13 protein-coding genes are annotated in these 12936 nt (G+C 57.2%); 3 read left to right on the forward strand and 10 right to left on the reverse strand.

Annotated elements, in window-relative coordinates; genetic code table 11:
• Window positions 1-126: 126 nt before the first annotated feature.
• Window positions 127-1032, forward strand: coding sequence for a LysR family transcriptional regulator (locus tag FHR98_RS03095; RefSeq protein WP_183415145.1), 906 nt, complete (start codon window positions 127-129; stop codon window positions 1030-1032).
• A gap of 275 nt (window positions 1033-1307) precedes the next feature.
• Here FHR98_RS03095 and FHR98_RS03100 read toward each other — a convergent pair whose 3' ends face one another.
• The 10 genes from FHR98_RS03100 to FHR98_RS03145 form a co-directional block, all read right to left on the reverse strand.
• On the reverse strand, window positions 1308-2012 hold the full coding sequence (locus FHR98_RS03100) for an IS6 family transposase (protein WP_183415146.1): 705 nt from the start codon (window positions 2010-2012) through the stop codon (window positions 1308-1310).
• Between the two features lie 115 nt (window positions 2013-2127).
• Window positions 2128-3774: a dihydroxyacetone kinase subunit DhaK gene (locus tag FHR98_RS03105; RefSeq protein WP_183415147.1), complete on the reverse strand. Its 1647-nt coding sequence runs from the start codon at window positions 3772-3774 to the stop codon at window positions 2128-2130.
• Window positions 3775-3784: 10 nt separating this feature from the next.
• Window positions 3785-4780: an ABC transporter ATP-binding protein gene (locus FHR98_RS03110; protein WP_183415148.1), complete on the reverse strand. Its 996-nt coding sequence runs from the start codon at window positions 4778-4780 to the stop codon at window positions 3785-3787.
• Complete coding sequence (locus FHR98_RS03115) at window positions 4773-5870, reverse strand: ABC transporter ATP-binding protein (RefSeq protein ID WP_183415149.1); 1098 nt, start codon at window positions 5868-5870, stop codon at window positions 4773-4775. The genes FHR98_RS03110 and FHR98_RS03115 overlap by 8 nt, the downstream gene beginning before the upstream one ends.
• Window positions 5871-5873: 3 nt before the next feature.
• Window positions 5874-6062 (reverse strand): hypothetical protein, encoded by a 189-nt coding sequence (locus FHR98_RS03120; RefSeq protein WP_183415150.1) that lies wholly within the window; start codon window positions 6060-6062, stop codon window positions 5874-5876.
• The gene (locus tag FHR98_RS03125; RefSeq protein WP_183415151.1) at window positions 6059-6997 is read right to left on the reverse strand and encodes a carbohydrate ABC transporter permease; all 939 of its coding nucleotides are present in this window, start codon (window positions 6995-6997) and stop codon (window positions 6059-6061) included. Before FHR98_RS03125 ends, FHR98_RS03120 begins: the two co-directional genes overlap by 4 nt.
• The gene (locus tag FHR98_RS03130; protein ID WP_183415152.1) at window positions 6994-7941 is read right to left on the reverse strand and encodes a carbohydrate ABC transporter permease; all 948 of its coding nucleotides are present in this window, start codon (window positions 7939-7941) and stop codon (window positions 6994-6996) included. Before FHR98_RS03130 ends, FHR98_RS03125 begins: the two co-directional genes overlap by 4 nt.
• 125 nt (window positions 7942-8066) lie before the next feature.
• Window positions 8067-9392, reverse strand: a complete 1326-nt coding sequence (locus FHR98_RS03135) for an ABC transporter substrate-binding protein (protein WP_183415153.1) — start codon at window positions 9390-9392, stop codon at window positions 8067-8069.
• Window positions 9393-9615: 223 nt separating this feature from the next.
• Window positions 9616-10641 carry a LacI family DNA-binding transcriptional regulator gene (locus FHR98_RS03140; RefSeq protein ID WP_183415154.1) on the reverse strand — a complete coding sequence of 342 codons (1026 nt, stop codon included), beginning with the start codon at window positions 10639-10641 and terminating at the stop codon, window positions 9616-9618.
• 112 nt (window positions 10642-10753) lie between these two features.
• Window positions 10754-11023, reverse strand: a complete 270-nt coding sequence (locus FHR98_RS03145; protein ID WP_221205687.1) for a hypothetical protein — start codon at window positions 11021-11023, stop codon at window positions 10754-10756.
• 276 nt (window positions 11024-11299) lie between these two features.
• Here FHR98_RS03145 and FHR98_RS03150 point away from each other — a divergent pair, with 276 nt between their 5' ends.
• Together FHR98_RS03150 and FHR98_RS03155 are read left to right on the forward strand one after the other, a co-directional pair.
• Window positions 11300-11812 carry a hypothetical protein gene (locus FHR98_RS03150; RefSeq protein WP_183415155.1) on the forward strand — a complete coding sequence of 171 codons (513 nt, stop codon included), beginning with the start codon at window positions 11300-11302 and terminating at the stop codon, window positions 11810-11812.
• An 11-nt stretch (window positions 11813-11823) separates the two neighbouring features.
• Window positions 11824-12489, forward strand: a complete 666-nt coding sequence (locus FHR98_RS03155) for a hypothetical protein (RefSeq protein ID WP_183415156.1) — start codon at window positions 11824-11826, stop codon at window positions 12487-12489.
• The last annotated feature ends 447 nt before the right edge of the window (window positions 12490-12936 follow it).

Consider the following 12936-nt stretch of genomic DNA (forward strand, 5'->3'; position numbering starts at 1 on the left):
ATCTGGTGCGTGCGAATAAGGTCGAGTTTGAGTTGTCTGAAGCCTTTGCGTCGAGAGCGGGCTGGTAGGAGGCAATCATTCCTTGCAAGATTGCCCGGAGAACAAAGAGACCTACAGGTAGTGATCATGGACACGATTGACGGCATGAGAACGTTCGTAACGGTGGTCAAGGAGGGCTCCTTCACCGCAGCTGCGGGTCGACGGAGAATGTCCACCGCTTTGGTCAGCAAGTACGTTGGTCAGCTTGAAGACCATCTCGGCGTGCGACTGCTTAACCGCACGACTCGCTCGCTCACACTAACTGAGATCGGGGCTGCCTATTTCGAACGCTGCCAACAGATACTCGACGATCTTGATGAGCTGGAATCAAGTGTCCAGGATCGCCACGCCTCACCGCGAGGGACGCTGATTATCTCTGCGCCGGTAACGTTCGGCGAGTTGTACCTGACTGATGTAGTCGCTCGGTTCTTGGCGGCTCATCCAGACGTCAGAATCGACCTGAATCTGACAGACCGCTTCGTTAACCTTGTGGACGAAGGTGTGGATGTTGCCATTCGCATCGCCGAACTTGAGGATTCGCCGCTCATTGCGCGTCGTCTTGCCCCGGCTCGGATAGTTGTATGTGCGTCACCTGTCTATCTTAAGCGCAGAGGTGCGCTACGCTACCTGAACGACCTGGAGAAGCATGATTGTATTGTCGACAGAAATTTTCGCAGCGGGTCTCTTTGGCAGTTCAAGGAGGATGGCAAGCAGAAATCAATCCAGGTTGATGGGCGGTTTACGGTCAACAATGCCGCATCCGTCCGAAGAATGCTGCTAGCCGATATGGGCGTCGGCCTGATTCCAACCTTCGCTGTCGGGCCAGACATACGGCAGGGTCGGCTCAAGATTCTTCTCGATGCGTACGAAGGGTCCAACCTGGGAGTTTACGCAGTATACGCGCATAACCGGCATCTTGCGGGCAAGGTGCGCGCATTCGTTGATTTCGCAGTAAAGTGCTTCGGTGCGTCTCCCGAATGGGACCAGTACTGACTACGCCCACACTTGACACATACGCCACGTGGTATCGAGAGCTTGCTTCCGCCAGCGTTGAACTGGTCGTATATTGCCATATGCAACCCACATCGCAGCAATTGTAGGGGATGCCTTGCTGGAGCGGTCGTAGGCTTTCGCAGAGACTATTTGAGGGCCTGCTGAGCGAGCGGATGAACAGCGCGACGGTTGTCGGCGTATCCCCGCACGACAGGCAGGAGGGAGGCGTCAGACGAATTCGAACTCGTCTCAGTAAGCCTCGGCAGTGGCGAGCGTCAAACAGCGAGAAGACCGAGCCACTCGGCGAGAGCAGCGGCGCGGTTCAGCTTGAAAAATTTTCGACTTGAGAGGCTACGTTCTGTATTGAAGAGGTTATAGACGGAGACATGGACGGCGGCGAATTGCTGCAAACTTCGCATTTGCCTGAAGCGAAGCATCGCGCGCTCCCGTCGTCGGAAGGGCAGGTGTGAATTCTCTGCTCGATTGTTCAGCCAGCGGCCATATACCTGGCGAGCTGCGGTCCCAATATCCCTGAATGCCGCACCGTACGATCTCAGCCGGTCGGTCACAATGATCTTAGGCTGGCCATGCTTACGCATTGCTTTCCTTAGGAATTTCAACGCAGCTTTCTTATCTCGTCTCTTTGTCACGAAACTTTCCAGAACCTCGCCCTCGTGATCCACGGCGCGCCACAGATAGTGCGTTTCCCCGTTGATCTTCACGAACACCTCATCCAGGTGCCATCTCCAGAGGCTTGATCGGATGCTCTGGATCCGTCGCTTGCGGATCTCGGCAGCGAACATCGGTCCAAAACGGCTCCACCAGAAACGCACTGTCTCGTGGCTGATATCGATCCCGCGCTCGTGGAGAAGGTCCTCTACATTCCGCAGTGAAAGCGGGAAGCGAACATACATCATGACCGCCAGGCGGATGATCTCGGGCGACGTCTTGAAATAGCGGAATGGGCTTCGTTTGGTCATGTGCGCAGGGTAGGGGGCGGCACAAATTCCCTCAACCCAAGTTCTTCTGACAATGCCCCCTCCCTTGCTCAAGGCGATTTGCTCTGACAGAGCCGTTTTTTTGACAGTACCCCCTTCAGGTTTGTTGCGTTGCCAAGTTACCAGCTTCGGCAAGTTTCTCGAAAAGCCGAGCCACCGCCTCAGCACCGGGATCATTGTGCCCGGCGAGGCTTTCTTCAGGGAGATAACTTGCGCGTCCAGCCCGCGCCCGCGTCATCCTGGCAGTCGAATCTGCACCCTCTCGAGCGGCGCGGGCGGCCGCCTCGAGTCCATGGTGTAGTGTTTCCAAGGCGGGAAAGAGTGCATCAATCATTGTGCGATCGCCTGGGCGGGCTCCGCCGACCTGCTGTATCCGATCGAGGCCGGACTTCAACGCGTCGATGGTATTTTGGCCACTCGCCAAGGCATCCCCAGCAGCAACGAAGAAGATTGCCAGGAGGACGCCGGACGACCCGCCCATCGTCTGGTTCAGCTCGAAGCCGACCGCGCGGCAAAGCTGGGTTTGATCGGCGAGTGGCAAGCGGTCCAAAGCATCGATCAATGCGCGCGATGCAGTCGAAAGCGTGCTACCAGTGTCTCCGTCACCGGACTTGGCATCCAAGGCGTTCAGGTGTGCCTCTGCGTCGATCAAGATTCTACAGCAGCGCCAAATAAATGTGCCCATTTCATTGTTTTTTGACGGGATAGGTCTGATAGGGGTCAACCCGTCGGGCAGGGCCAGAACTTCGATCTCCCCAACGGGGAGGCACCCCGGCCAGGCCCAGGGGGCCACCGGGGCGGTTAGGGCTGCCTCGTCTTCGCTGGTCGCCGGAAACAACGAGACCGAAAAGCCCTGCATGTCCAGGGATGTCATCATCGGCGCCGGCCCAATAAGCCAGCGAATTTGTTCCCCAATGCGTGACTGCGTGAGTTCCTCGGCCAACACTGCCATTTCCAGCGGCGTCGCGCCGCCCAGGTTGTTGAGCAGCGCAAAGTGCGAGCCAGCTCCAATGTTCGGAGATAGTCGGCCCACTACCATTTCCATTGCTTCCCGAGCATTGGAGAAGTCGACCTGTTCGGCTCCGGCTTCACCGTGAATTCCAAGACCAAGCTCGGCCTTGCCTGGGCCGATCCGGTCCTCTTTTGGCGAGCCGGGGATCTTGCAGGTGTCCAGAGACATTCCAATAGAGACGACATTTTTGACAACGCGCTGTGCCGTCTCGGTCACCCGATCCAGATCCGCGCCCTCCTCGGCCAGCGCTCCAGCAATCTTGTGGACAAAGAGCGTGCCGGCCACGCCTCGCGCCTGAGGAAGATCAGGAAGCGCCACGTCATCGTCGACGATGACCATGTTCACCTTCAGGCCCTGCGCGCGGGCGCGTTCGGCGGCGAGGCCGAAATTCAGCCGGTCCCCGGTGTAGTTCTTCACGATCAAGAGGCACCCCGCTTTACCGGTAACCGCCAGAATCCCGGCGAGCACTGCATCAACGGACGGTGAGGCGAAGACCTCACCGCAGACCGCTGCTGTCAGCATGCCTTTTCCGACGAACCCGGCGTGGCTGGGTTCATGGCCGGATCCACCACCAGAAACCAGCGCCACCTTTGACCGGTCCCAATCGCTGCGCACGACGACTTTGATGTGGGGAAAGCCGTCCAACCGCGCGAGTCGTCCTTTTGCCGTCCGGAGTAGCCCGTCAATCGCCTCAGTGACCAGAGTTTCCTTGGAATTAATGAAGTTTTTCATGATGTTCTCCTCAGACGATCCGCGCGCCGCTTTCGTCGAAATAGAGTGCGTTTCTGGGTTGGATGGCGACGATATCCCCGGGCATAAGGTCGCTGTGAGCATCCGTCAGTGTGACAAGCTCGTGCCCCTCTAGGGTCAGGTAGAGCCGGGTCTGGTCGCCAAGATGTTCGATTCTGACCACCTTTGAAGGCTTACCTTCACCGTGTTGTATGTGCTCTGGACGGAGCCCGATTGTCTTCGCACCGGAAGGTGCGTGCGGGAATAGATTGGCTGGAAGGGCGTTGATCCGCGGGATACCAAGGCGCCCGGCAACGTAAAGGCTGATCGGCTCCTCGTAGATCTCTCGCGGGCTACCGAACTGCACTAGCTTTCCCTCGTCCAGTACACCCACGTGGGTGGCCATCGTCATTGCCTCGATCTGGTCGTGCGTTACATAGAGCATTGTCGCGCCAAGGCGGGCCTGAATACGCTTGAGTTCCACGCGCAGATCGGCGCGCAGCTTGGCGTCGAGGGAGCTAAGCGGTTCGTCCATAAGATAGATCGCCGGATCGCGGACGAGGGCCCTGCCGATCGAGACGCGCTGCATCTCCCCGCCCGAGAGCGCGGTCGCCTTGTTGTCGAGCTTGTGCGGTATGCGCAGTACCTCGGCGACTTCCTGGACCTTGCGCCTGATTTCGTCTTCCGGTGTCTTCAGGATCGGCGAGCGTAAAGGAAAGGAGAGGTTTTCCCGCACGGTCATGTGTGGATAGAGCGAGTACTGCTGGAACACCATGGCGACGTCGCGTTCGGCCGGCGTCTCCCTAACAACGGAACGACCGCCTATGAAAATGTCACCCTGGTCCGGCCGTTCCAGACCCGAAACCACGCGCAACATCGTGGTCTTGCCGGCGCCGGTGGGCCCCAGCAGAACCACAAAAGCACCGTCGGGGACAGTCATCGTGACGTCGTCGAGCGCAATGGTCGAGCCGAAGGTCTTCGTCACATTGCGCATTGTGACTTCAGCCATGAGACAAAACCCCCTCGTTCAAGGCGGACAAGATGGCTCGCCCGGACTGGCTGTCGAAGAGCGTGACGGTCGCTCCATTGAACTCCAACCCGACAGTCTCGCCGACCCTGGCAGACTGCTCTGCGGCGATTCGCGCTTTAACGTCGCCATTAGGGGTCTTGAGCGTCACGATTTGGGTTGTGCCCAGGTACTCCGTCGCGATGATTTCTCCACGGTAGCCGGAGGTGTCCGAAAGGCGAATGTGCTCGGGCCGGACCCCATAGATCATATCACCGTCGAATGGCTCACGCAGGGCAGGAACCGTCATAGTTTGGTGGTGCAACGTTACGTTGGTGGCGTCAATTTCTAGGCTTCCATGGAACTTGAGGAAGTTCATTGGCGGTGAACCGATGAACTCCGCAACGAAGCGGGTCGCCGGTTTGTCATAGATATCCTGTGGTCGGCCAAACTGTTCGATGATGCCGTGGTTCATTACGACGATCTTATCGCCCATTTGCATCGCTTCTAGTTGATCGTGGGTCACATACACGGTGGTCGCGCCCATCCGGTCGTGGAGTTTCTTGAGCTCCTCCGACATATGCTCACGGAACTCGGCATCAAGAGCGCCCAACGGCTCATCCATGAGAAAGCATTTCGGGTTGCGGACGATTGCACGGCCGAGCGCAACGCGCTGCCTATCGCCTCCTGAAAGACCACCGACGGGGCGATCAAGAATACTCTCGATCCCCAGGATGCGGGCAACTTCAGCGACCTTCTCGCGCACTTGGGCTCGCGGCATCCTCTGGCTGATCAGTGGATAGCTGATGTTATTGCGCACGTTCATATGCGGGTAGAGCGCGAACATCTGGAACACAAAAGCTATGTCACGCTGGCTTGCAGGCTTTTGGCCAACTTCCTCGCCGTCGATATAAATTGCGCCGGAGGTCGGCAGTTCGAGCCCGGCGATCATCCTGAGCGTCGTTGTCTTGCCGCAGCCCGAGGGGCCGAGGAGCATGAAGAACTCGCCATCCTCAATTCTGAACGATGATGACTGCACGGCAGTAAAGTCACCGAATTCCTTGCAAATGTTCTGAACAACGATCTCAGCCATGCTTCACTCCGGAAAATGGCTGACGATGATGAACATGACCGTGCCCACCAGCGTCACCATGAAAGAGTAAGTGAAGGCTGCGAGGATGTAGGGCTGCATCATCATGATCACCCCAACCGCAATCAGTAGGGAGGCCAACGCCTCCCAGGATCCGCGGCGCAACCGCAACAGACCGTTGATGAAACCGCTCATTTCCGAACCGCTCCGAAGGTAATGCCGCGCAGCAGGTGCTTGCGCAGAAGGATGGTGAAGACCATTACTGGCACGAGGAAAATGGTGGCGCCTGCGGCTACGGCAGGCCAGTCCTGACCGCCTACGCCGATGATCGTCGGGATGAAGGGCGGCGCGGTCTGAGCCGTGCCGGACGTCAACAGGACCGCAAAGGCATACTCGTTCCAGGCAAAGATCAGACAGAAGATCGCTGTGGAAGCGATGCCGGTCGCAGCCTGGGGTAGCACCACCTTGTAGAAAGCCTGGAAGCGCGTATAGCCGTCGATCAAGGCTGCTTCCTCGTACTCCCGTGGAATCTCGTCGATGAAGCCCTTCAGCAGCCAAACCGAAAGCGAGAGGTTGACAGCCGTATAGAGCAATATCATGCCGGCATGGGTATCCGAGAGGCCAAGCGAGCGGAACATCAGGAAAATCGGAATAGCAACCGCAATTGGCGGCATCATCCTGGTCGAAAGGATGAAAAACAGCAGGTCGTCCTTGAGCGGTATCCGATAGCGCGAGAAGGCATAAGCCGCGAGCGTCCCTAGGAAAACCGAGAGGAAGGTCGAGCCAAACCCGATGATGACCGAGTTCAAGAAGCGCTCGCCGAACCGCGACGGGCCTGCGATGACCATACCCTTTTCGCGCACAATCTGCTCGTACCAGGTCGTTGGCGGGTTGGCGGCCATGTATTCCTGGGTCTGGCGCGTCTGCGTCGTGAAGAGGTTCACATATCCTTCCAGCGAGGGCTCGAACAGCACCTTTGGCGGATAGGCGATGGAGTCCGGCGAGGACTTGAAGCCCGTTGCAAGAATCCAGAGCAGCGGCAAGAGAGTGATCACGGCGTAGCCGACGACCAAGACGCCGGCAAACCACTTCTGGCGCTTCGATGGCTCGGTGATGGAATAACTGCTCATCGCTCCTTCACCTTGTTTAGGGCCTTTACATAGATTGAGGCGAGCCCGAAGACGGTCACGAAAAGGATGATGGCGTAGGCCGAAGCATAGCCAGTTCGCCACTTCTCGAAGGCCTCCCGCTTCAAATTGATGGAGGTTAGCTCGGTCGTTGAGCCTGGTCCGCCGCCGGTGAGTTGAACTACGAGATCGAACATCTTGAAGTTCTCAATGCCCCGAAACAGCACCGCCAGCATCAGGAAGGGCAGCACCATGGGAACGGTAATGGTCCAGAACTGCCGCCACTTTGACGCCCGGTCGCACTCCGCCGCCTCGTAAATGGAATCTGGGATCGAGCGCAGACCGGCGAGACAGATCAGCATCACAAAAGGCGTCCACATCCAAGTGTCCACGATCACGATCGACCAGGGCGCCAGAGAGACATCGCCGATCATGGAAAAACCGCTTGGATCTGCGCCGGTCAAGAAGGCGACCGCGTAATTGAATAGGCCTATCTGCGGCTGATAGAGAAAGGTCCAGAAGTTTCCGACCACCGCCGGAGACAACATCATGGGCAGGACGATGATCGTGGTCCAAAGATCATTGCCTTTGAACTTGCGATTGATCAGCCACGCAAGAGTAAAGCCGATAAGGACCTGGAATACGATGGTCCAGACCAGGAAGTGCGCCGTCGCTTGCATGGTGATCCAGATGTCGCTGTCGGTCAGGATGCGCTCGTAATTGCGCAAGCCAAGCCATTGCACATCGGCATTCGGGCGGTTGGCGCGGAAGTTAGTGAAGCTCAGCCGAATCGTCCAAATCAGCGGAAAGATATTCACCGCTAACAGCAGGATGATCGTCGGTGCCACGAAGATCCAAGCGATAGCTTTGTCGGAGAGCCCTTTGATCCGCCGCGCGACCTTTGGCGGCGTGGCTTTGGCGGCACGCTCCATCGCTGTCTCTGACATAAGAAACCCTTCCCGGTTCTTGGCTCAACCAGCGCGACCTTCAAGGTGAATCTGACCGCTCGCAGCGCGGCCGCGCTGATGATCCCGCCTAAGAAGGCGGCGGGACCATCCGCACAGCTTAGCGCTTAGAGCTTGCCTTCGTCCTCGAATACTTCGATCCAGTCCTTGACTAGGCCATCGAGGGCTTCCTGCGCCGTGCCCTGATCGGCAACCACGTACTTGTGGACGCGATCTTGCATGGACAAAAGGAGGGAAGCGTAAGCCGGCTCGGCCCAGAAATCCTTCACGATCGCCATCGAATCGAGAAAGGTCTGCGCGTACGGCTGGCTGGTCGCAAAACCCGGATCTTCGACGACTGCGCGCAGCGCCGAGTAACCACCGAGTTTCCACCACTTCGCCTGGATTTCCGGCTGCGCGAACCACTTGATGTACTCAAGAGCCGCCTCCTGGCTGTCGGAATACGACACCACAGAAATACCCTGCCCACCAAGCTGGGCGAAGTGACCACCGGGGCCCGCCGGGTTCGGGAAGTAGCCGGACTTGTCGCCGCCGACCTTCGGGTCAGCGTTCACGCCGGGCCAAATGAAGGCGAAGTTCATCTGCATCGCCACCTGGCCCGATTTGTAAGCGTCGATATTCTCTGACATGTACCAGTCCGAGGAGCCCGGGGGCGTGCAACAATTGTAGAGCGCCTTGTAATACTCCAGGCCCGCGGCAGCCTCAGGCGAGTTGACGAAGCCTTCAAGATCGTAGGGCTTGTCCGGGTTTTCGTAGAGGAAGCCGTAGTTGTAGAGCGCGTTAGTCACACCCATGGTGATGCCTTCGGAACCGCGTTCGGTGTAGATTGAAGCGCCGTAGACAGTAGTGCCGTCGATCTCGCGCCCTTGAAAGAACTCGCCGATGTCTTTCAGTTCGGCGAGCGTGGCCGGAGCGGCTAGGTCGCGGCCATATTTCGCTTTGAACTCGGCCTGGAGCGCAGGCCGCTCGAACCAATCCTTGCGGTAGGTCCAGCCGACAACGTCGCCGAAAGCTGGAAGCGCCCAGTAGTTCGGGGTGCCCTTCGGCCATTCCGAATAACCGGTGACAGTCGCCGGGATGAAGTCATCCATCGAAATGCCTTCGGCATCGAAGAAATCGTTTAGTTTGACGTAATGTCCCGCCTCGGCCCCTAGGCCGATCCATTGGCTGTCGCCAATCATCAGATCGCAGAGTTTGCCGCCGGAATTGAGCTCGTTGAGCATCCTGTCGGCGAAATTGGGCCAAGGCACAAACTCGAAACTCATGCTGTGGCCGGACTTCTCTTCGAAATCCTTGGAGAGCTCAATCAGGGCGTTTGCCGGATCCCAGGCTGCCCAGCAAAGAGTAAGCTCGTCGGCCTGAACACTCCGCGGGGCTGCAAAAGCCGTCGCTGCGGCAAACATGGTAACCGCAATAATGTGAGTCTTCTTCATTGGTTATCTCCTCCCATGTCAAGCCATGCGTTGGTTCGTGGTTAACATCACCACGACACTATGGCTTGTTATCACTATCCTGATGGGGAGCGGGTACCTTGTCTAGGGAATTTTGAGGTACGCTCATCATTTTGACATTTTCATGACGCTAAATAGAAGAAATGTGCCCTCGAGAGGCATTCAAACACAGTCTTTCTTAGGCAGGGATCCACCGTTAGGGCAGTCAGGGGAGGTTTTCGCGGAGGACGACCTCTATCCGGACGCGCTCTTGGGCTTCGAAGATCGCCACGCTATCGCATAGGGCGCGGAGTACCCGTATTGCACTGCGTGCGAGATGCCCGACGTTCTGGTTGATGACGGCAGCAATCTCATCATCTTGTAGAGCCTGACGTGTGGTTTCCGTCAGTTCATGGGCGATGACGACCAGACCACCGAGGCGACCGCTTTTGCGCAATGCACTGAGGAGCGGTCGGTTTCCGGAACCCATGGAATAGACGCCAACGATGTTGGGCCGTGAGAGCACGACCTGTCCCACCACGTCTTCCATGCGACGGCGGTCGTCGAAGGATTCTACAGAGGGCAACACGGTGAGGTGGGGAAACTCGCTGGCCATGACATCGCCGAAACCCAGCCTTCGCTCCAAGCTGTCCCGGGAACGTATGGAATTGGTAACCACCAGGATTTCCCCGCTTTCCGCTATGAATCGGCCCATCAGTAATCCAGCCGTACGCCCAGCGGCCACACTGTTAACCCCGACGAAGTAGTCCCGGGTCGAGTTGGGCAGGTCAGAAACCAGCGCGACTACGGCGAGCCCGTCACCCTTGAGTCGTGCGATCGCATCACGCACTTGCGGTGTTTCCGGCGCCATAATGGCGACACCATCCAGCTCCGAAGTATTCAAGGCCTGGAGGGAGCGCACAATTTGGTGGGGATCGTGGGTGGCTACGTAGACGATCTCCAGAAGAATTCTGTCCGCAACTTGCGACCCATAGGCCTCGCGCAAAGCTGCCGTCAAGGTGTCGACGAACTGACTAGGCCCCTCGGGTAAAACAAACGCGAGATGATACTGTCGCTTGCGCGCGAGGTTCGCGGCATAGGTGTCTCGTACATACCCAAGACGTTCCACCGCCGCCAAGACTTTGGCGATCGTCACCTCGCGGACACCGGGGCGCTCATTCAGCACACGATCGACCGTTGCCAAACTCACCCCCGACTCTTTGGCTATGTCATGGACGGTAGGCTTGTTCATCGTAATGCTCCTCGCCAGGGAGGTTAAATAAGCGAATGAGGTACGTCAATCACCCAGGCAGCACCTGCCTCTATAGCTCTGATGGGAGGTGTCAGACTAATGCGAACGTGCCTCATCCAGCACAGCGTCGCTGCCCTTTGTGCCATCGCCAGAGGCTTGACCGCGTGCTTTCGATCCGTCGTTTATGGATCTCAGAGGCGAAAATGGGACAGAACCGCTGCCACCAGAAGCGCACCGTTTTGTGGCTGATATCAATGCAACGCTCGTGGAGGAAATCCTCCACGTTCCGACGCAAGAGTGGAAAACGAACATACATCATGACCGCCAGGCGGATGATCTCGGGCGACGTCTTGAAATAACGAAAGGGGCTACGTTTGGTCATGGCCGGACGCTTGAAGCCCGCCCGACCTTGCCAAGGCGATTTGCTCTGACAGAGCCCCCTCAGCCTACCAACCTATAAGACAATTTGGATCGGAGCATTCGCAGAGTGGGCGGCTGCCTGCCTGCTGCTTAGAAACCGACTGCGAGGGGAAATTGCCCTCGTGTCGGGGAGCTAATTTGTCAATGCAGCCAGGAGTGTAATAGACTTATAGCATCATCATGGTGTGAGCGGATGAGGTGATCTCATTGACCGCTTCTTCCGCCGGTAAAGGCGAAGATGACCGTTTCTCGATTTCTAACTGCATTTGTGGCCTGCGCACTGCTGGTTGGGTTGGGCGGCTTTGCCGTATCTCAAATCAGTGCCCCGCCATCGAAGGACGCGGACAGAGAGTCGCTGGCTTCGTTTCAAGGCGAGGGTGCATTGGATGGGAAAGTCTTTCTTAGCCAGATGGGGCCTACCGGACAGCCAGCGGATGTCGAGGACAATCTTGTTTTCGGCAAGGGGTTATTTGTATCAAGCGAATGTCAGACGCGTTGCGACTACCCCGCACGACCGTACTTCACACGATCAAAGGACGGAGCGGTGCACTTCGTCAGTGAGACCAAGTGTCCCTACAAGGATGCAAAGATCCTATGGCGAGGCGTTGTGCGGGGTGACCGCGTCAGTGGCGAAGCGACTTGGACCCTCAAACGCTGGTATTGGAGCATTGAGCGAACCTTCTGGTTTGAAGGCGAATTGATCGACAACAAAGCGATTTTGGCTCAGAACATCCCCGTGGCAATTGAGTGATCAAGCCCCCAATGAAGTTTCTTTCCTTCAAAGTGTCGAGGGGAGGACTTTGGCGCTTTTTGCTGCTGGTTCTCATTATCCTGGCCATGAATCTTATGGCTACTCTTATCGTTGAGAGGCTGGAGTTCGAAGTCAGACCCAACAACGAGGACATGGTTCACCAGATGATCATGTTCTCGGCTGCCGTCTATGCAGGACTCATAGCAATCCCTTTCGTTCCTGGCGTAGAAGTGGGCTTGGTGCTGATCACCATGCTCGGATCCGGCATAGTGCTACTGGTCTATAGTTGCACGTTGGTCGGGCTTATGCTCAGCTTCTTGGTGGGACGGCTGATTCCGCTTTCTGCGATTATCAAAGTGGTGCAATGGCTCCGGTTCTCACGCTTGGAGCGCCTGCTGAAGCGCATAGAACCGCTTGCGGGCGAAGAGCGTTTAAACTTTTTGCTGGAAAAAGCGCCCGGCGGCGCACTTCCCTTCCTCCTACGGCACCGCTACCTAGCCTTGGCGGTCGCGATCAATCTTCCTGGCAATTTCCTGGTCGGCGGGGGTGGCGGGATTGCACTGATTGCCGGTGTCAGCCGCCTTTTCACGCCGCAAGGGTTCCTTCTGACTATAGCGCTTGCGGTAGCGCCCGTGCCATTGGCGATCGCTCTGTTCGGCAAAGACCTGCTCGGATGAGAGGTTGAGCTTGGTGCATCGTCGCAGCCAATGGAGGTGTGAGACGAAATCGAACTCGTCTCAGTATGCCCCAGTCAAGCCAAACGTCAGGCAGCGAGAAGATCGCGCCATTCGGCGAGGGCAGCGGCGCGGTTTAGTTTGAAGATGGCTCGTGACGTCGAATTGAATCTGAGGCTGGATCCGAACGATGTCGGATTCGAGGCAGAGTGAAGGAAGGATTGAAACCCTGGGCGGTTTCTTCTGCTCTATTCGGTTAATCGATCGAAAATGTGGTAAAAATTGTGGGGCACAATTCATGCCCCGTTTCTATTTATTTGATATAAAAAAATAAAATAAGAACGAATGGCGGAGCTGTCATGTGTGGACGGCCCCGTTTGCGCAAGGGTTGATTTGAGCTTCTGACGATCGTTGCGGGGTGCGGTCATGTGTCCGGCCTTTTGGCGCGGT

Source organism: Limibacillus halophilus (genome assembly GCF_014191775.1).
GTDB classification, from domain to species: domain Bacteria; phylum Pseudomonadota; class Alphaproteobacteria; order Kiloniellales; family CECT-8803; genus Limibacillus; species Limibacillus halophilus.